Source organism: Enterococcus sp. AZ149 (genome assembly GCF_051714285.1).
GTDB lineage: Bacteria > Bacillota > Bacilli > Lactobacillales > Enterococcaceae > Enterococcus_D > Enterococcus_D entomosocium.
The window spans coordinates 476,916-496,768 of sequence record NZ_JBIORO010000001.1 but is presented as its reverse complement, the minus strand read 5'-3'; the positions used below and the strand labels follow the sequence as shown (position 1 = coordinate 496,768).

Annotated in this window: 17 protein-coding genes; 7 read left to right on the top strand and 10 right to left on the bottom strand. The window is 44.0% G+C overall.

The annotated features are described in order from the left end of the window. Nucleotides 1-154 precede the first annotated feature (154 nt). Complete coding sequence (locus IGI94_RS02320; protein WP_008376072.1) at nt 155-586, top strand: Hsp20/alpha crystallin family protein; 432 nt, start codon at nt 155-157, stop codon at nt 584-586. A 131-nt stretch (nt 587-717) separates the two neighbouring features. Here the strand turns inward: IGI94_RS02320 and yajC are convergent, their stop codons facing one another. Next, a complete protein-coding gene (yajC, locus tag IGI94_RS02315; protein WP_005232170.1) occupies nt 718-1,059 on the bottom strand; it encodes a preprotein translocase subunit YajC in 342 nt (113 codons plus the stop codon). A gap of 83 nt (nt 1,060-1,142) precedes the next feature. After that, nucleotides 1,143-2,288, bottom strand: coding sequence for a tRNA guanosine(34) transglycosylase Tgt (tgt, locus tag IGI94_RS02310; RefSeq protein ID WP_005227333.1), 1,146 nt, complete (start codon nt 2,286-2,288; stop codon nt 1,143-1,145). Between the two features lie 198 nt (nt 2,289-2,486). On the opposite strand from tgt, the gene IGI94_RS02305 reads away from it, so the two are divergent. After that, nucleotides 2,487-3,197 carry a DUF975 family protein gene (locus IGI94_RS02305; protein WP_061053705.1) on the top strand — a complete coding sequence of 237 codons (711 nt, stop codon included), beginning with the start codon at nt 2,487-2,489 and terminating at the stop codon, nt 3,195-3,197. Between the two features lie 449 nt (nt 3,198-3,646). On the opposite strand, the gene queA is transcribed toward IGI94_RS02305, so the two are convergent. Then, nucleotides 3,647-4,678 (bottom strand): tRNA preQ1(34) S-adenosylmethionine ribosyltransferase-isomerase QueA, encoded by a 1,032-nt coding sequence (queA, locus tag IGI94_RS02300; protein ID WP_008376077.1) that lies wholly within the window; start codon nt 4,676-4,678, stop codon nt 3,647-3,649. Nucleotides 4,679-5,030: 352 nt separating this feature from the next. On the opposite strand from queA, the gene IGI94_RS02295 reads away from it, so the two are divergent. Genes IGI94_RS02295 through IGI94_RS02280 form a run of 4 tightly spaced genes read left to right on the top strand, consistent with a single transcriptional unit; the run spans nt 5,031 to nt 8,432 of the window. After that, nucleotides 5,031-6,206 (top strand): betaine/proline/choline family ABC transporter ATP-binding protein, encoded by a 1,176-nt coding sequence (locus IGI94_RS02295; protein WP_005232177.1) that lies wholly within the window; start codon nt 5,031-5,033, stop codon nt 6,204-6,206. A gap of 3 nt (nt 6,207-6,209) precedes the next feature. After that, complete coding sequence (locus tag IGI94_RS02290; RefSeq protein ID WP_005227319.1) at nt 6,210-6,845, top strand: ABC transporter permease; 636 nt, start codon at nt 6,210-6,212, stop codon at nt 6,843-6,845. Next, the gene (locus IGI94_RS02285) at nt 6,845-7,765 is read left to right on the top strand and encodes an osmoprotectant ABC transporter substrate-binding protein (protein ID WP_086332965.1); all 921 of its coding nucleotides are present in this window, start codon (nt 6,845-6,847) and stop codon (nt 7,763-7,765) included. The genes IGI94_RS02290 and IGI94_RS02285 overlap by 1 nt, the downstream gene beginning before the upstream one ends. Nucleotides 7,766-7,769: 4 nt before the next feature. Further along, complete coding sequence (locus IGI94_RS02280) at nt 7,770-8,432, top strand: ABC transporter permease (RefSeq protein WP_005227316.1); 663 nt, start codon at nt 7,770-7,772, stop codon at nt 8,430-8,432. 130 nt (nt 8,433-8,562) lie between these two features. On the opposite strand, the gene IGI94_RS02275 is transcribed toward IGI94_RS02280, so the two are convergent. The 3 genes from IGI94_RS02275 to IGI94_RS02265 all read right to left on the bottom strand — a co-directional run bounded on the left by IGI94_RS02275 (nt 8,563) and on the right by IGI94_RS02265 (nt 14,458). Continuing rightward, on the bottom strand, nt 8,563-11,394 hold the full coding sequence (locus tag IGI94_RS02275) for an endo-beta-N-acetylglucosaminidase (protein WP_438899376.1): 2,832 nt from the start codon (nt 11,392-11,394) through the stop codon (nt 8,563-8,565). 175 nt (nt 11,395-11,569) lie between these two features. Next, nucleotides 11,570-13,510, bottom strand: coding sequence for a glycoside hydrolase family 127 protein (locus IGI94_RS02270; protein ID WP_438899375.1), 1,941 nt, complete (start codon nt 13,508-13,510; stop codon nt 11,570-11,572). 48 nt (nt 13,511-13,558) lie between these two features. Further along, nucleotides 13,559-14,458 (bottom strand): AraC family transcriptional regulator, encoded by a 900-nt coding sequence (locus IGI94_RS02265; protein WP_438899374.1) that lies wholly within the window; start codon nt 14,456-14,458, stop codon nt 13,559-13,561. Nucleotides 14,459-14,578: 120 nt separating this feature from the next. Between IGI94_RS02265 and IGI94_RS02260 the strand changes: the two genes are divergently transcribed. After that, nucleotides 14,579-15,841 (top strand): glycoside hydrolase family 27 protein, encoded by a 1,263-nt coding sequence (locus IGI94_RS02260; RefSeq protein WP_086372582.1) that lies wholly within the window; start codon nt 14,579-14,581, stop codon nt 15,839-15,841. Nucleotides 15,842-15,907: 66 nt separating this feature from the next. Here IGI94_RS02260 and IGI94_RS02255 read toward each other — a convergent pair whose 3' ends face one another. Genes IGI94_RS02255 through IGI94_RS02240 form a run of 4 tightly spaced genes read right to left on the bottom strand, consistent with a single transcriptional unit; the run spans nt 15,908 to nt 19,850 of the window. Further along, nucleotides 15,908-17,098, bottom strand: a complete 1,191-nt coding sequence (locus tag IGI94_RS02255; protein WP_061053699.1) for an arabinan endo-1,5-alpha-L-arabinosidase — start codon at nt 17,096-17,098, stop codon at nt 15,908-15,910. Nucleotides 17,099-17,149: 51 nt separating this feature from the next. Further along, the gene (locus tag IGI94_RS02250; protein ID WP_005232191.1) at nt 17,150-17,416 is read right to left on the bottom strand and encodes a DUF6171 family protein; all 267 of its coding nucleotides are present in this window, start codon (nt 17,414-17,416) and stop codon (nt 17,150-17,152) included. A gap of 4 nt (nt 17,417-17,420) precedes the next feature. After that, nucleotides 17,421-18,866 carry an alpha-N-arabinofuranosidase gene (locus tag IGI94_RS02245; RefSeq protein WP_438899373.1) on the bottom strand — a complete coding sequence of 482 codons (1,446 nt, stop codon included), beginning with the start codon at nt 18,864-18,866 and terminating at the stop codon, nt 17,421-17,423. Continuing rightward, complete coding sequence (locus IGI94_RS02240; RefSeq protein ID WP_061053697.1) at nt 18,867-19,850, bottom strand: glycoside hydrolase family 43 protein; 984 nt, start codon at nt 19,848-19,850, stop codon at nt 18,867-18,869. Nucleotides 19,851-19,853: the final 3 nt, after the last annotated feature.

Here is a 19,853-nt window from a genome sequence, read left to right as displayed (position 1 = left end):
AAGCAATGTAAAAACACGCTAAAATTAAGGAGTAAAATGTTGGTATCAAAGGTTTTTAAAGATTTTTTTAAAGTGAGTAAATCACTTGAGATTCTCTGAAAAATGAATAAAATAAAAAGTGTAAAAACAAAAGAACAAAGAAAGGATGATTCTTATGACACATGAGATTGTGCCACGCCGCTCAGATTCATACAGTATGACACCTTTTGATTTCTTTGAAGATTTTGGCCGCAGTTTTTTTGATGGGTTTCCATCGAACCTGATCAAAACCGATATTCACGAGAATGACAATGAATTTCTCGTTGAAGCAGAACTGCCTGGCATCCCTAAGGAAAATATTCAAGTAACCTATGAGAATGGGGTTTTAACGATTACGGGACAACACCAGACGGATCATGCGACCGAAGATGAAAAAGGACGTCTGGTTCGCAGCGAGCGCAGCTTGACAAGCGTTCGACGGCAATACCTGTTAGAAAACGTCAAAGAGGATGAAATCAAGGCCTCTTACGCTGAAGGAATTTTGAAATTGACGTTGCCAAAAGATCAAGGCAAACAAGCGTCAAAGAAACTGATTCCGATCGAGTAGCGAAGGCAATCAAAACACTGCAGCAAAACGAGCGATCTCTGTTTTGCTGCGGTGCTTGTTTTATTTTAGAAACTGTCCGACTACTAAAAAAACGCACCATCGCTTCTGAGAAAGCGACGGTGCGTTTGTGCTTATTCTTTGGTTTCGTCTTGGATGCTCGTTGCGTCTTCGACATCAGCTGGTTCGATTTGTGTCTCAACGGATGCAACAGTTCCAGGTTTCACTGTGCGGATCGCTGAACGATCAAACTCTAAGAAAATTCCTTCACAGTCGATGATCACGGTGCTTTTTTCTGTGTTGACTTCAGAAAGAACACCGTGGAGTCCGCCGATGGTTACGACTTCATCGCCAGCTTTCATATTTTCTAAAAGATTTTTACGCTCTTGCTGTTGTTTCTTTTGTGAACGACTCATAAAGAACCACATTGCCACTAAAGCAACCAGCATAAAGAGCATTGGTAAAGATTGTGCCATTTTTTTCACCTCGATTTATTTTCTTTCCTATAAGATACTTTATCAGAATTCCTCTATTATTCCCACCATTTTAGTAGAGAATGTTAGAAATTCCTCGCATTTTCCTTGTTGAACCCATACTCTTCAATAAAATGCTCACGGAACTCCAACAAGTTGTCATCCATGATGGCTTGACGGACGTTTTTCATCAGATTCAATAAGAAGTAGACATTGTGGTAAGACGTCAAACGCATACCAAAGGTTTCGTCACATTTGATCAAGTGACGAATATACGCACGAGAATAGTTTTTACATGTATAGCAATCACACTTCTCGTCGATTGGTCGAAAGTCACGGGCATATTGCGCATTTTTCACGACTAAACGACCTTTTGAAGTCATACAGGTACCGTTTCTTGCGATCCGTGTTGGTAAAACGCAGTCGAACATATCGACACCGCGAATCACGCCATCGATCAAGGAGTCCGCTGCCCCAACGCCCATCAGGTAACGTGGTTTGTTTTCTGGAATCCAAGGGGTCGTAAATTCCAACACGCGATTCATTTCCGCTTTTGGTTCGCCAACTGACAGGCCGCCGATGGAATAACCTGGGAAGTCCATACTAATCAAGTCTTGGGCACTTTGCTTGCGCAAATCTTCAAAGCCTGCACCTTGAATGATCCCAAACAAGCCTTGACGATCTGGATTGGCATGAGCTTTCAAGCCACGTTCTGCCCAGCGAGACGTCCGTTCCACCGATTTTTTGACATAGTCATAGCTTTCATCAAATGGCGGACACTCATCAAAACTCATCATGATGTCTGATCCTAATTTGTTTTGGATATCAATCGCTTTTTCAGGAGATAAAAACATTTTCGACCCATTCAAATGGTTTTTGAAATGGACACCTTCTTCGACGATGTTGCGCATTTCGGCTAATGAAAAGACTTGGAAACCACCTGAATCTGTTAAGATCGGTTGATCCCAATTCATAAATTTATGTAAGCCGCCTGCTTCTGCAACAATGTCTTCTCCTGGACGCAACCACAAGTGATAGGTATTGCTTAAAATGACGCCTGCACCCATCTCTTTCAACTCTTCAGGGGCAAGGGTTTTGACCGTTGCTAATGTGCCGACTGGCATGAACATTGGCGTTGGAAAGGTTCCGTGAGGCGTGATCAGTTCGCCTAAACGGGCACCGGTATGCTTTTCTTTCTTTATCAGACGATAACGAATGGCTGGTTCCGTCATTCATTTCCCTACTTTCTCTCTAAACTCGATTAACTGTGCAACCCTATCTATGATAAGGGTTGCCCTTACATTTTGCAAGGAAGTTTAAAGAAACTAAGAGTATTTTCTCCTAGTTATGCGAAACATCTATTACTTTTTTTTGAAGATTTAGCGAAAGTTTGCTATCATGTTATTTATATTGAAGGGAGGTTTTTTGAAATGAAATCAAATAGAGAACTAAAAGCAGAAGCAAAAGCAATCCTGCGAGGACGCTGGAAAGACAGTGTTTTGATGTGTATTGTACCGACTTTGATCTCGATCGCTATCGCACTCGTCATTATCGTTCTTGCTGTTATTCCATTGTATCAAAGCGGTATGTTCAATGATCTTGGTTCTACCGATGCAGTCAATTCCGCTGGCGGAAGCGGTGGCAGTGGTGGCGGCGGTTTGATCAGCGGTCTATTTTCTGCCTTATTCGGTGCGGGGATCTCTTGGACTTTCCTTGACATTTTACGCGGTAAGAAGCAATCGATCCAGCCCTTTTCTGATGTCTTTCGTGGCTTCAGTGGTGCTTTCGTGTTAGGGATCATCGTCATCTATATTTTGTCGACTATTTTCACGACGTTGTGGACGTTCCTGTTTATCATTCCTGGGATCATCAAAGCTTATTCTTATTCTCAAGCATATTTTGTCTTTTATGATACCTACGAAGAAACCGGTATGCGGCCAGATTTTCTCAGCTGTATCACGGGGAGTCGTCATTTAATGAAAGGCTACAAAGGACAATTGTTCATCCTAGATTTGAGCTTCATTGGCTGGCACATTTTGGCCATCATGACAGCAGGAATCGGCTACTTATGGTTGACGCCATACATCAGTGCAACCAAAGCAGCATTCTATGACAATCTGCCTAAACGAGCACTTGCTTAAAAGATCGGTTCGCCGGTCTTTTTTTTTGAAGAAAAGAATCGTTTTCTTTTGCAAACGCTTCCGTTTCGTGTTATAGTATACGTGTAAGGAAGGTAGCAACTCTGTTGGTGGTTTTCGTAAATATCGCAAACTCAATCTACTAAAAGTTGTTGAACGTACAAGTTTCACCTAGTACCAAACGTGTAAAGTAACAAGAAGAAAAACGTAACAAGGATCGAACATTTCCATATCGAAAAATGATACGTCTCATTTTGTATCGGAATACACGAAACATGTGTAAGTTTGTAAATGAAAACAAATTTTCGAGAAACATTGCTTTGCATGGACCACAAAAAGCGACCACCACTTATACCTTCCTCTAGTAGTAAGCTGGGCGACAAAAAAGCAGTTCTAAAAGTTGAGAAATTGATTCAACTTAAAGAGCCGCTTACGTCGCTCAGTTTTTTTGTTTATTTTAAGAACATCGCATCGCCAAAGCTAAAGAAGCGATACCGCTCATCGATGGCATGCTGGTAGGCAGAAAGTGTTAGGTCGCGTCCTGCAAAGGCACTGACTAACATCACTAAGGTTGATTTTGGTAGGTGGAAGTTGGTAGAAAAAGCTTCCACGATTTTAAACTGATAGCCTGGCGTGATAAAAATACTCGTCCACCCACTATCGGCTTTGATTTGCCCATCAAACTTGGTCCCAATGGTTTCTAATGTACGGATCGAAGTCGTTCCGACTGCAACGATCTTGCCACCATTTGCCCGAACCTCGTTCAATTGTGCGGCAGCTTCTTCTGTCAAACGGTAAAATTCGCTGTGCATCTCATGATCAGCGATATTATCGACACTGACTGGACGAAACGTTCCTAAACCAACGTGCAAAGTCAGATAAACCAGCTTGACGCCTTTCGCTGCAATCTGCTCTAGCAATTCTGGGGTAAAATGCAAGCCGGCAGTTGGTGCGGCCGCTGAGCCGTTTTCTTTGGCATAAACCGTTTGATAGCGGTCTGGGTCTTCTAGCCGTTCTTTGATGTAAGGCGGTAACGGCATTTCGCCAAGTGATTCCAGAATCTCTAAAAAGATTCCTTTGTATTGAAAACGAATGATCCGGCCGCCGTGATCGAGCTCTTCTTCCACCACTGCCTCTAATCGTCCGTCGCCGAAGGTGATCTTCGTGCCGACTTTGGCTCTTTTGGCTGGCTTGATCAAGGTTTCCCACGTATCCCCTTCAATATTGTTCAGTAAAAGGATTTCCAGATGGGCACCTGTTTCTTGTTTTTCGCCATAGATACGAGCTGGTAATACCCGCGTATCATTCATCACCAAGGCATCCCCTGGTTCCAATTCATCAATGATGTTATAGAAGTGCTTGTCCTCAAATTTGCCAGTCTCGCGGTCAACCACTAATAAACGGGAACTTGAGCGATCACTTAATGGCGTTTGAGCGATCAGTTCTTCCGGTAAGTCAAAATCAAAATCTTCAGTTGTAAGCATGTTGTTCCTCTCTTTCCCTAAATTCTTCTCTATTCTAGCATGTTTTTATAAAAATTGAAAAAACAGCTTTTAATTCTGCCCTTTCTTAGAAAAAAATAAAGAGACTGCTGCTAAGGCCTTCAGCAAAAAAGTCTCCTTTTTCCCAATGAAAAATAACGACATATTTCCGCTGCTTCTTTTCTCTATGCATCGCTCCTTAATTTGGACTTGCTTATGGCGCTATTTTCAGTTTTGTCTATACAATTATGAAAAAAATGGGCAGATTATTTGAATAACACGTGACTTTTCGGCATACTTAGTACAGATTCTAAGCCATTATTCAGATTGCTTAAATAAAAATAGAGGTGACATCATGATTGAGTTTCAGCAGGTATCCAAAATTTACAAAGGTGGTAAAGTCGCTGTTGAAGATGTGAATCTTTCCTTTGAAAAAGGCGAATTCATTTGCTTCATCGGGACAAGTGGTAGTGGAAAGACGACTTGTATGCGGATGATCAACCGTATGACGGATCCTTCTAAAGGAAAAATCTTGATCAATGGAAAAAGCGTTACAGAGATCAACCCCGTGGAATTACGCCGTCAAATCGGCTATGTGATCCAAAGCATCGGTTTGATGCCTCACATGACGATTCGGGAAAACATCACATTGGTTCAAAAATTGTTAAAAGTCAGCCAAGAAGAACGCAATAAAACTGCCGAGCGCATGATCGACTTGGTGGAATTGCCGCGAGAAATGCTCGACCGTTACCCCAACGAATTGTCTGGGGGGCAACAGCAACGGATCGGTGTTGTCCGTGCCTTGGCAGCTGACCAAGATGTCATTTTAATGGATGAGCCTTTTGGCGCACTAGACCCAATCACTCGTGACTCCTTACAAGATTTGGTTAAAGACTTGCAAGAACGGCTTGGAAAAACCGTCGTCTTCGTTACCCATGATATGGACGAAGCATTGAAGCTTGCTAGCCGTATCGTGATCATGAGTGAAGGAAAAGTCATTCAATTTGATACACCAGAAAATATTCTGCAACACCCAGCAACACCGTTTGTGGAAGAGTTGATCGGTGAAGACCGCTTGTTACAAGCAAAACCTGACACGACGCCAGTCAAAGACGTAATGTTAAATACCCCGATCGCTATCACACCAGAAAAATCCTTACAAGAAGCGATTCACTTGATGCGGGAAAAACGGGTCGATACCTTGCTTGTTACCGACAATAGCAACGTGCTAAAAGGCTACATCGATGTCGAATCCATCGACCGCAACCGTGGCAAAGTTACTAGTGTCGGCGATATCTTGAACAAAGATGTCTTTTTCGTTCGCGAAACCGCCTTGTTGCGGGATACCTTGCAACGTATCTTAAAACGCGGCTTAAAATATGTGCCGGTAGTAGATGCCGACAAACATTTAGTTGGGATTTTGACCCGTGCTTCCCTAGTTGATATCGTTTATGACGTGATTTGGGGCGATGAGCCATCGATCATGGAAGCCATTGAGTCGGTGAAACCTGAAGAAACTGAGGAGGTCTAGCGCATGCAAAGCTTCTTTAATGAATATGGCGGCCAATTGGTCACCAAAAGTCTTGAACATTTGTATATCTCCTTTGCGGCTTTGCTCTTAGGGATTCTTGTTGCCGTACCGATCGGTGTGATCTTGACCCGTTTCCCCAAAGCAGCAACGATCGTGATCGGCATCACCAGTGCGCTGCAAACCGTGCCTTCTTTGGCACTATTGGCATTGATGATCCCGATTTTAGGTGTCGGAAAAGTCCCTGCTATCGTCGCTCTTTTCATTTATTCCTTGTTGCCGATTTTGCGAAATACCTACATTGGAATGAAAAAAGTCGATTGGAATTACCGCGATGTTGCCAAAGGGATGGGGATGACCAACTTGCAGTCGATCATCAGTGTGGAATTACCTCTAGCGATCCCAACGATCATGGCAGGGATCCGCTTATCGGCCGTGTATGTTTTAGCCTGGGCTACCTTGGCTTCTTACATCGGTGCCGGTGGACTTGGTGATTTGATCTTTAGCGGACTAAACAACTACCAACCGCCTTTGATTTTTGCTGGGACGATTCCAGTGACGATCTTTGCTTTATTAGCTGACTGGTTACTGGGTTTGTTAGAAAACAAACTGACACCAGCTGCCTTAAGGGGGGATGCGTAATGAAAAAAACTTCAAAATTAGCGCTGTTGTTTTCCTTAAGTGTCGCTTTACTGTCCGGCTGTTCCTTTCCCGGTTTAGCATCGACTTCTGATGAGAATACCGTGGCGATCACAGGTGGGATCACTTCCGAAGCCCAAATTCTTGGCGCGGTGGTTGCCGGTATGGTCGAACACTATACGGATAAAAACACAACCGTCATTAACAACTTAGCAACAACGACCATCAATCACCAAGCGATGATGAATGGCGATGCGTCGATCTCAGCTGCCCGCTACACAGGAACTGACTTGACCACTACGTTAGGGTTGGAACCAGAATCTGATCCGCAAGCCGCCTTTGACAAAGTCAAATCAGAATTTGAGAAACGATACCAACAGACTTGGTTCCCATCTTACGGCTTTGATAACACATATGTCTTTCTTGTCAGGAAAGACACTGCTGAAAAATACGGATTGGAAAAAGTCAGTGACTTGAAAGATGTCGCAGATCAATTGGTCGCAGGGGTCGATACCGCGTGGATCACACGGGTCGGCGATGGGTACGATGGCTTCCAGGAAGCCTATGGATTCTCTTTCCAAAATATCCTACCGATGCAGATCGGTCTCGTCTATGATGCTGTTGATAACGGAAAAATGGATATCGTTTTAGGGTACTCAACCGACGGCCGGATCGGCAGTTACGATCTCGTGATGCTAGAAGATGATCTAAACTTCTTCCCGCCTTATGATGCCGCACCGATCGTCGATGACAAATTATTGGAAGAAACACCTGAAATCGGCGATGCTCTGAACAAATTAGCAGGCAAAATTGATACCGAAAAAATGCAAGAATTGAATTACCAAGTGGATAATGACCTTCTAGAACCAACGGTAGTTGCCGAACGTTTCTTAGAAGAAAATAATTACTTCGAAGGAGAGTGACGAAATGGCAGACATGAATTTATTCCAACAATTTCTTTTCTATTTTCAAGAAAATGGCGGCTATGTTTTTGCCCAGTTCATTCGTCACTTCTTGATTTCAATCTACGGGGTACTTTTTGCCTCAATCGTCGGGATTCCAATCGGGATCTTGATTTCTAAAAAAATGCGTTTGGCAGATTGGGTGATTCGTTTCGCCAATATCATCCAGACGATTCCATCTTTAGCGATGATCTCGATTTTAATGATCGGCATGGGCTTAGGTGTGAATGTCGTGATTTTAACGATTTTCCTTTATTCTTTGTTACCGATCATCAAAAATACCTATACCGGCATGCGCCAAGTCGACCGCAATACGTTAGATGTCGGCAAAGGGATGGGGATGACTAGCTGGCAGCGATTGTATATGATCGAATTGCCATTGTCTGTTTCGGTGATCATGGCAGGGATTCGAAACGCCTTAGTCGTGGCGATCGGTATCACCGCTATTGGCGCCTTCGTTGGTGCTGGTGGACTGGGGGACATCATCATCCGTGGAACCAATGCGACGGATGGTGCATCGATCATCTTAGCCGGTGCTTTACCGACTGCCTTGATGGCGATCATTACGGATCTTGGGTTGAGCTTTATTGAACGCCGCTTAGATCCAGCCAGCCGTACTTCACGCTAAACTTATTTGCAAAAAGCAAAAGCCGTTGTGACCATTTATTGGTCGCAACGGCTTTTTGGGTTCGGTCATTTTTCAGAAAAGCATGCTTCAGCCGCTTCCCTTCTTAGGGTTAACGCCCTGCTCTTTTTCGCTATTTATCCATTCCGTATACTTCGACTTCATAGATTCGGGCTGCCGAATCTGCTCCTTGTGTTGGTTTATCGATACTGATTTTTACATATTGCACCTTCTGGACGCCAAACGTATTGGTGCTATTGCCGGCTTCATTTTTCAACGTTCGTGAAACTGGCTCATAGTCTTTGCCATCTTCACTGACGAGCACCGTATACGCCCGCGTATTCATGTCTGGACCTTCTCCACCAGCCTCCGCATGAGCGAGGCGTACTTCACTGACCGTTTGTGGTCGACCGAGATCGATCATCAACTCATGAGGCGCATTGCCTGTCGCACACCACTTCGTACTCAAATCACCATCGAGGGCAAAAGCTGGTGCTTCGGCATCATTGACAAACGATGAAGCAGTTGCTTCGGCATCTTTTGAAAGCAGCAGCAACTCTTTCGGCGCATCAGCAGAAATCGTGATCAATCCCGCCATTTCCAGAGGGGTCTCTCCTGCTTCATTTTTGGCAACAAGCGTGACTTTGTAGGTACCTGGTTCCGAATAGGTCACTTGGGGATTTTCTTCTGTACTGCTCGTGATATCGCCGCCTTCAAACGTCCATTCGAATGCTTCAGCATTCGCAGATGAGGTATTCGTGAAGGTGATCGTTTCACCCGGTGCCGCCAAGGTTTTAGAGGCTGTAAAGGCTGCTTTTGGCAACTGATTGTTCGGCCAAGTGATCTCCACCGTATCGGATAACTTGCCACGATTGCCATAGCGATCCACTGCCACCACCGCGAACTTGGTTTTCGTTCCTTTTGGACGTTCAACGGCATTCAAATAGTGGTTGGTTGCTGGCGTAGCTGCTAAGAAAGAGCGTGAGCCGTCATCGTTCAATTGGTAGACCTCATAAACTGCAGCTGTCGTGTCCTTGGCAGCTTCCCACGTTAAACGGACACCCGCATAGTTGCCCTCTTCTTCATCAAAAAGCACATCCTCAACCGTCAATGCTTCGGCAGCGAATTTCTCCGCTTTCTGATCTCCGATCGTTAATTGCCCTAAATTCAATTCATAGACATCACTGGTTTCTTTCGTGGTTATGTCATAACCGATCGCTGTCACTTCTCCTTTGATGTCTTTCAATGAGTAGGTGATCGTCGTCCAGTCTGTTGCGACCTCTTTGTCTCCTTTGATTGTTTGTGTCGAACCATCGGCTAAGGTCACGACCAAATCAAGAGTTGTCGGTACCGTTGCTTTGACAGTCGTCGTCAGCTTCGTCTTTTTCGTCACAGGAAATGCTGTCTGATACAATGCCATGTGACTGGTACTGCCTTTTGTCATCTGTCCACGTAGTTTCAGTGCATTTCCGCCATTATAGGCATCCGCATAATTGATTGATACAGCCAAATCATTGTCTTTTCCATGGTCAAAGACCCAACGATAGGTCGGCAAAACAGCTTGCAAACTTCGGTTGTTCCAATTGCGGCTGGACACTTTTTCTCCCTCGATAAAATAGTTGTAGCCATTCCCCAGACTAAAATTCGTCACAAAAGGCAGCTCTGTGATAGCGGTCTGTTCTAGGGCATAGGTGGAGATCCCAGGCCACTCTGTCGCTTCTGGCAGCTGGCTTTCCCGAGGATCACCCGTGTTATTGACCCAAAAAGCATTCTCTTTGCTTTGGAAATCATCCGGCGTACTAGCAGAAGAATAGGTCCAGCTAGGTACATACAGGCCCAATGAGGTATAAGGAACGCCTTTTTCATCCGTAAACAGATCCCAGCGCACAGGCGTTGAATAGCCATTTTCTTGCACATCGATCCCAGCAAAAAGATCGTAAGGATCGACACCGATTTCACGGGCTTTTTCATTGGAGGCCTTCAACAGCTCTTTGTCCGCCAATTTGTCAGTGGTCCACCAGAAATTCAAGAACATACTATCTGCCAATGGGTTCATCTCTGCATCCACTAAATAGGCTTTGTTCTTATCCGTCAAAGCGTTTTGCCAATCCATTTTCCCATCACTCGTCATGGAATCATACCACATGATCTCTAAATGCTCGTCGGCTTGTTCTTTGAATTGGGCGATCAGTTCTTGCATCGCTTTGGCGTGGCTTTCATTTAGTCCTTTACCATCATTCCCCGATTGTTCAACACCTTCCGCTGCATCATCAAAACTAGTGACCGCCGTATCGGTTTCTTGGTTGATGAACCAGCCATCAAAGCCATACGTATTGGCAACTTCGATCATTTTTTCTACGATCGGAAAATTGCCGTCCTCATCCTTAGCTAAAAACGTATCTAGCCATTCCAGCTTCCCACCATGGGCAGTTTGCGGAAAGAAGATCGTTCCTAAAACCGGCACGCCATTCCTATGAGCAGCATCCGTTACATCAGGACTTGGCGGTACGATGATCCCTTCGCCAGAAGAGCCGCCCCAATAAACCAATTGATCAATGTATTGCCAATAAGAAAAGACATTGGCATCAAAGGTATTGATCCCACGTGGTGCATTGCCGCTCGTACTGCTATTCATGATCGAAAGCGCCACGACTTTGGTTTCTGCCGTTTGCGTGTCATTCATCTTCGGCAACGTCTCTTTAGCTGCCCGCTGCGCTAATGGAACAACGCTGGTATTGTATTTCGCATCTGGATCTTTTTCAAAAGACCATGCCAACAAATCCTCTGGGAACCAATAAGACGACTCCGGTTGATTGTCCATCGCTTTTTCCAACGTACTTTTGGCTGTTTCTTGGTAAACGACTTTTCCAGTTGTCTTCGCCTCACTTTGGGTGCAGCCGCCGATTGCCGTTGCCGCTGCCAATAACAACAAAGATACACCAACTTTACTGATTTTCCTTGTCACACTTCTTCCTCCTTGTTTTACATAAACCCGCCAACATTCCTACACTAAAACGATAACGCTTTCAAAGACCGGAATATAGGAACAAATTAAAGAAATCATGCAACAAATCCAAGAAGGTTGAGTTTAGAAAAAAAAGAGCCTCCTTTTTGGGAAGCTCTTTGGCCCTGCTTACTTCTTACTCCTTTCCAACGAGCGGCAGCCAAACGCGCATTTCGCCTATGCCCCGATTGCCCCATAAATGGTATGGGATCAGTTGCCACGTACGAGGTATGACCGTTTCCGCTCGTTCTTCGTAAAGGGTTGTTCCCGACCATTCTTCGCTTTGGTAGCCTTTGATCGCCAAACGTAAAGTAGTTGGCAACAACGTATCCTCTTTCGAAAAGGTCGCCTCCAGCGCCTGTGGGTCGATGCGGCAACGCCAGAGTGCTTGACCATTGTCGGCTTCTTCTATGCAATACACGAAGGGGCCACGTTGCAATGCGACTTGATTGATGTCTTGAATAACTTGAGGATTCGCACGCAAGATTTGCAATGGTTGTTCAAAACGGATATTGGCCGTCACGTTTTCGACTGCCTCAAAGATGATTGCCTCGTTCGTCTCCTGCCATTCGTGTTCACTATCGATTTGAAACTTACTTAGTCCGTTAGGTTTGTGGATGATGAGCGTCTTTGGAATGCCTTGATAGCGAATCGTGAGGTCCTCTGTAAAAGGAAACCCGCCCGTTTGTTCAAACGTAAATTGATCAGGTTCTTCTAAACGGCTTGCTACAAATAAATTCACGTAAAGCTTCTCTTGATCGCAAGTGTAAACCAAGCGCTGCAGCGATGCGACCATCCGTGCAAAATTGGGCGGACAACACGCACAACCGAGCCAATCGGGTCGTTGGGCTTTGACGTGACCTTTGCCAGGATTTTCTTGATCTCGTTGGGGATTGACCTCCAAAGGATTCACGTAGAAAAAGTGTTTGCCGTCAATTGCCGCACCAGAAAGGACGCTATTATACAACGCTCGTTCCATCGTCGCTAAATATTTTGGTTCATTGGTTAGTTTGAACAGCTCAAAAGAAAATTGGACCAATGCAATGGCTGCACAGGTTTCACAATACATCGTATCATTTGGCAAATCATAGGGACCGACAAAGGCTTCCCCGTGAACGGTTGAGCCGACGCCACCGGTCACATACATTTTCTTACAGGCGATGTCTTCCCAAATCGCTTCACAAGCGTCGATTAATGCTTGATCTTGGGTATGCTGGGCGACTTTTGCCATCCCGCTTGCCATATACAGCATTCGTACCGCATGACCTTTGGCTTCATGCTGCTTTTTAGGTTGATCATAGGCTTGTAAATAGGTGAGGTCTACCCTTGTTGTTTCATCTGATAAGCCATCCGCTTGGTTTTTCAAGATTTCTTTTTCGTAAAAGGCAGGATCTTCCCCACGTACCTCAAGAAAGAAATCAGATAATGTCAAATAGGTTTGTTTACCAGTGTATTCATACAAACGCACCAGAGCCAATTCGATCTCTTGATGGCCATCAGCACCTTGAATTTTTCCAGGCTCCCGCCCAAAATACGTGCAAATATTGGCGATATTTTTCTCTGCCACGGTCAGTAATTTATCCTTGCCTGTTGCTTGATCATAAGCGATAGCCGCTTCGACTAGATGCCCGGCACAATAAAGTTCATGACTGAAATACAGCTGACGGTATTTTAACTTCGGTCGGGTCAATTGAAAGAAGGTATTTAAGTAGCCATCCGCTTCTTGCGCAGCAGCAACTAAGTCAATCACTTCATCTACTGTCTTTTCCAATTGCGGATCGCTAGTATTCAACAAGCTATACCCAGCCGACTCGATCCATTTGTAGACATCGCTATCTTGGAAAAACCAGCCAAAATGTTCCCCTTCCATTTGCCTTGCGGCGATGCGAAAATTCGCCAATGCATGGCTTTTCCCAGCAGGCAAATTGGGATCTTCCCGTTCTGCTTGAACATCTACATCGATTTCATCATTTAAGACTTGGTATTGGTAAGGAATCGTTTCTTTGCGAACAAGCTCTTGGTATCCTTGCCAAAACTCGTCCGTGAGCTGGATCTTGTTTAATGCGAATTCTTTCATTACGTTCTCCTGTTCTTTTATTTTTATGTTTGTTCATTTGTTTCATATTTACTTCATTAATAAAAAGGCCGGATCATCTCCTGTGATATGTTGCCCTGCCTCTTCTTTGATCGTTTGCTTATATAAGAGCTGGTAGGCTTTAGGACTCATGCCTTTTTTCTGTTTAAAGGTATTGGTAAAGTGCTGCCTGCTGTTGAATCCTGCTTGAGCGGCAATTTCGACGATTGGCAGCTGACTATTGCTTAGTAAAAATGCTGCCTGCTTCAGACGCTCACTGGTGAGAAAATGGTTGACCGTCACTCCCAGTTGCTCATGAAAGAGTTTATGCAAGTAGGCTTTCGTAATCCCCACAGCCGCTGCGATTTGGGGGACTTGAATATCTTCATCAAAATGCTGTTGAATATAGTCGATCGCAGCGTTCACATAGCAATTGCCCCGTTTGGTTTCTTTCGTACGTAATGAAAAGGCTAATTCCATCAGCATCCGCTTAAACAAGAGCTCGATCGTAAATTGCCGTTCAGCAGACGGTTGCTCCTGAGTATCATCGATCATTAGCAGCTGCAGCAATGACTTGATCGCTTGTCCAAATTGGCGGACATCGCGACTTTTCGCGTAAGGCTCATTCCATTGTAAATTTCCTTTGATGTATGCAAAAACATCACGAACACAAAGAGCGGACGGCGTCTCACTCAGAAGAAATTCAATATTCAGTAATGTGCAGGAATCTCCTTCAACGAATAAGGCGTGTTCCACAAACGCATTTATGAAAACGAAATCATTTCTTTCCAGAACAATCACTTGATCTTGCACCTTTATCTTACACTTTCCTTTGGTCACAAACATGATTTCACACGCTGGGTGTTGATGTGGATCCATGGAAAAACGCTCAAGGGCAACACTATAGTATGCTGTAATCTTCGCATAATTTGTTTCTTGTGGAAACACCATTGAACAACTCCTTTTTCATTCGTTGACGATTTCTTTCTTTTTTATTTCTAGTAGACAAAACTTTCCCTCTCTTTTTTATTGCTTACTATACTATAAGAAAAACGTACTAGGAGGAAATCGATGTCTTTTTTACATTTTGCACAAACACCCCCAATGGGATGGAATTCTTGGGACTGCTATGGCGCTTCTGTGACCGAAGCAGAAGTGATCGCCCATGCTGATTTTATGGCAGAGCATTTGAAAGCTTATGGTTGGGAGTATGTCGTCGTGGATATTCAATGGAGCGAACCAGAAGCAAAGTCTACAAGGTACAATGATTTTCATCCATTGTGTATGGACGACTATTCTCGCTTGATTCCTGCTGAAAATCGTTTCCCTTCAGCAAAAGATGGTGCTGGTTTCAAAAAACTTGGTGACTATCTGCATCAAAAAGGGCTGAAATTTGGTATCCATATCATGCGCGGCATTCCACGACAAGCAGTTCACCAAAATACGCCGATCAAAGGAACGGATAAACGGGCACGGGACATTGCTATGAATTCAATCTGCCCTTGGAATTCCGATATGTATGGGGTCGATGTTTCATTGCCTGAAGGACAGCTTTATTATGATTCTTTGCTCGAATTATATGCTTCTTGGGGTGTTGACTTTATAAAGGTGGATGATATCGGCGATTCGAAAATTTACGGTGATGCCCATAAAGCAGAAATCAAAGCGATTCGCCGTGCGATCGATCGATCCGGTCGAGAGATCGTCCTTTCTTTGTCTCCCGGACCCGCTGCCCTCAAAAATGGTAGTTTCTTTCAAAATCATGCCAATATGTGGCGCTTGACGGATGACTTTTGGGATCATTGGGATGCCCTTTACGCCATGTTTGACCGGGCAGCAGAGTGGGCACCTTTCGTCCGTCCAGGTAACTGGCCTGACTGTGATATGTTGCCGTTGGGTCATATCGGCATTCGGGCAGTTGATGGTGGCGGTGGTGACAGCTGGACACGTTTTACGGAAGACGAGCAATACTTATTGATGAGTTTATGGACGATCTTCCAATCTCCATTGATGTTTGGTGGTACTTTACCAGACATCGATCTCTTTACCTTACGTTTATTGACGAATACTGAAGTCTTAGAAATGTATCGAAGAATTTATACGAAAAAAGAGTTCTATCGTGATCAAGAGTGGATCATTTGGGAGGCGTTGAGCGACACAGCAGTCTACTATGCCATTTTCAATGTTTCTGATCAAACGCAAACCATCCCAAAATCGATCACTGATTTACTACCACTTAAAAACGGCACTGAGTTATGGCAACAAAAAGAACAAACAATTGCCAATGCTGAGGTTCCTACTCATGGTGTCCGATTATTCAAAGGCAGTATTTAGTAAAACCGGCAGCAGTATAAGTTTATAAGCAGCACAATGCAACCTGCCCATTGTGCTGCTTATTTTTTATTCTTCGTACACTTTTCGACCAAGAAACGCAACGCCTTGATCATTGATTCCAGATAAAAACAACCTTTCTTTTTGGTCGATGTACTCATAATATGGGACAAATTCATTTTCTCCCCACAAGTAACTTCGTCCTTCTTTTTTTAATGCTGTTATTTCTTGCTGTTGAGAAGATATAACTTGAGACTCGTGATCAAATTGGATGATTTCCCACTTTCCTAACAGAGTTTCCTGCTCTGGCATTCGTGAAACACTTCCCTGATAGATTGAAGCAGAGATTACTGGCCAACCTGATTCTAGCCAATAGAGTTTACGTATTTGTAAATAGAATTGGTCACTGAAGGGTTTTCTCCGTGCATGATGCACAACGAAGCTTTCTTTATTGGATTGCGTAAAGATCGAATTATGACCAGGAGCGTATACAACTGGTTCTTCTGAGAACTGATAACTGCCCAACAGTTTGGTTCCTACTTCGGTTGGCGTCTTCTCTTGATCCGTCATGGCCGTACCATGCCAGTCCAGATATGGCCCTGTAATTTCTTTTGCTCGTGCGACACGGATATTATACGAATCGTTAAGGGAGTCGAAAGAAACAAACAAATAATAATAATCGGTTTCAGGATGATAATAGACAAATGGGCCTTCAATAGCAGTATCAACTGTTTTCGGACGAAAAGCAATCCGTTGACCATAGCTCTTTTCTTGAAGTTTTCCAGTTTCTTTGTTCAATGGAGCAATATAGATTCCGCCAAAAAAAGAACCATAGACAAACCACTGCTCACCTGAGCGGTCAAAAGCAATATTGGCATCGATCGCGTTATGCTGTGCAAGAGTAGCATTGGTTTTAATAACCTCTCCTTGATCTTCCCAAGGGCCCAAAGGATCTGATGCTGTAGCTAAGCCAATAAAAGAAGTGGTACTGCCGAATGTCGAAGCAGAATAATACATACGGAATTCGTCCTTGTAGCGGATAACTTCCGGTGCCCATAGTCCTTGAGCTTTGCTCCATTTTACTGCTGGTTCAGGCATTTCTGACAATGCCTGTTTCTCAAATTGCCAATGGATCAAATCTTTTGAACGACGAATTGGTACACCAGCCGTTTTGGGCTGTTGTGTGTCCGTTGAATATAAATAAAAGGTGCCTTCATGTTCAATAATCGTAGGATCATGAACCCCATTGATCGCTGTCATGTCTTCCCTCATCTCCTAATTGATTTATTCTATTTTATAAAAACAGGACAGCTACTTGACGAGCTGCCCTGTTTGTTCCCACATTCCTGCAGGACAGTTTTTCTTAGCTAAATTTGCGCGAAACCGATAAAAGCAGCCGCATTTGGTACAGGTATGATTCAATCGCAATGGACAAGTCTCACAAACAACGATTCTCCTACTGACGATCTCCGGCGAAGCCAAGTCGCTTTCTAAAGAAAGTTGTTCTGCAATCAAGGATTCAATGTCTTCCTGTGCTGCTGCCGCAGCATCTTTCACTTCGCATCCTTTACAAGTCATGGGATCAGACTGTCAATGAGATCGTTAGAACACTCATTGCTGGCACCCGCAAGCTGACTTTGTTCTCTTCAACATTGTAAGCGGTGAAGTCTTGGATCACCACATCTTCAGGATGATCAAAATCATTGTGTGCGTTCATTTTATTTCCCACGATATAACGAGCTTCTTTCACTTCATTGATCGCTGTTTCAAGGGAGAAGGATAATTCTTCCGTGCCTTGGGTAGCAAAATTACAAACCGATAGATGGATCGTATCTTCTTTTTTCGAAATCGTATACGTAATGGTATCGCTGCTGGTTCCATGGCTATCAATGGTTTCAGCATCTTGATGGACTTTGTACAAATCAAAGACATGATAGCTTGGGGTTTTCACCATTTGTTCGCCATCTGTCAAAATCATCGCCTGCAGGACGTTGACGGTTTGTGCGATATTTGCCATATGCACTCGCTTGGCATGTTTATGGAAAATATTCAAGGTGATCGCTGCGACCATGGCATCACGGATCGTATTTTGTTGGTATAAGAAGCCTGGATTCGTACCAGGTTCTGCTGAGAACCAAGTGCCCCATTCATCAACAATGATTCCCACACGCTGTTCTGGGTCATACTGGTCCATAATCGCGCTGTGGCGGGTCAATAATTCATCCATGTAGGCTGCTTTTTCACAGGTCACTTGCCACTCTGCCTCATCAAATTCCAAGGCGCTACCTTTTTCTTCCCAGCCTTGCGGATGAACGTAGTAGTGCAAGCTTAGGCCGTCCATCAACCAATGGGCGTTTTTCATCAGCGTTTCTGTCCAATGATAGTCTGCGACATTCGCTCCGCCGGCGACTTTGTAGATTTTTTTGTCGCCGTATTGGCGGACATAGGTTTGATAGCGGCGATACAGATCCGCATAATACTCTGGCCGCATATTGCCGCCGCAGCCCCAGTTTTCGTTTCCTACGCCAAAAAATTTCATTTCCCACGCTTCTTCATGGCCATTTTCTCTGCGAAGATCAGCCATCGGAGAAATGCCATCCATCGTGATGTATTCCACCCATTCCGACATTTCTTGCACCGTTCCGCTGCCGACATTGCCGTTGACATACGCGTCACATTCCAGCTGCTTGATCAATTCAAAAAATTCATGGGTCCCGAAATGATTGTTTTCAGTCACGCCGCCCCAGTGAGTGTTGACCATCGTTTTGCGGTTTTCTTTAGGTCCAATTCCGTCTTTCCAATGGTATTCATCGGCGAAGCAGCCGCCTGGCCAACGCAGCACAGGGATTTGAATGTTTTTCAGTGCTTCAACCACATCGATCCGCATCCCATTTTTATTTGGGATCTGCGAATCTTCTCCAACGTATAATCCTTCATAGATACAACGGCCTAGATGCTCTGCAAAATGACCGTAGATATATTTGCTGATCGTTGTTCCTGATTTTGTGTTTTGAATGTTGATCGTCAATCAGTTCACCTTCATCTCTAATTTATTGTTTGCGACCGGCTCGCCAAAAACTGGGAATCCTTTTTCATCCCAAGTGAATGGTTGTGCAACTGCATGTCGATTCGGGTTTGCCAGAGGATCGCCTGCCTGATTTTTTTCTGGTCTTGCATGATAAACTAAAATGTCCTCACCATCTGCCCCTTTTGTAAAAGAGTTATGCCCGGGTCCATATTGAGAATTCCGTTCTGACGTTTGAAAGACTGGCTCTTGGGATTTGTGCCAAGAAAATCCATTCAATAAATCACTATTTTCGTCTGTCCACAATAATCCCATAGCGTAATTTTCATCTGTAGCACTGCCAGAATAAGTGATAAAAATCTTACCATTTCGCTTAAGCACGGCCGGTCCCTCATTCACCATGAAACCAATCTGTTCCCAAGGGTATTCAGGGATCGATAGTAAAAGCTGCTTCCCTTTTAGTGTCCATGGATTTTCCATTTCTGATAGATAAAGATTAGAGTTTCCTGGAATTCTTGGATCTTGTTGCGCCCAAACATAATAAAGTTTCTCCTGATGTTCAAACACAGTTGCATCCAAACTAAAACTTTCAAATTGCGTGATGACTTGTCCTTTTTCTTCCCATTCCCCTTCAAAAGGGTCACTTGAATTATTTTCGATCACGAACATTCGATGATGATGATTTTCATTTCTGATCTCTTCATTATCACTCGCGGCAAAATAGATATACCACTTATCAGCGATAAAATGAATTTCTGGTGCCCAAATCAATTCACTCATTGGTCCCGATTCATGTGCCTGCCAAACCGTCTTTCTCTCTGCATCTTCCAGTTCATTGAGGCTTTTCGCTCGTCTAAGTTCAATCGACTGATATCCAGGAACTGAACCTGTAAAATAATAGTAACCATCGGAATGTAAATATACCCAAGGGTCTGCTCGTTCATACACGATTGGATTTTGTATTGTCTCTGCATTTGCTTTTGCCATACC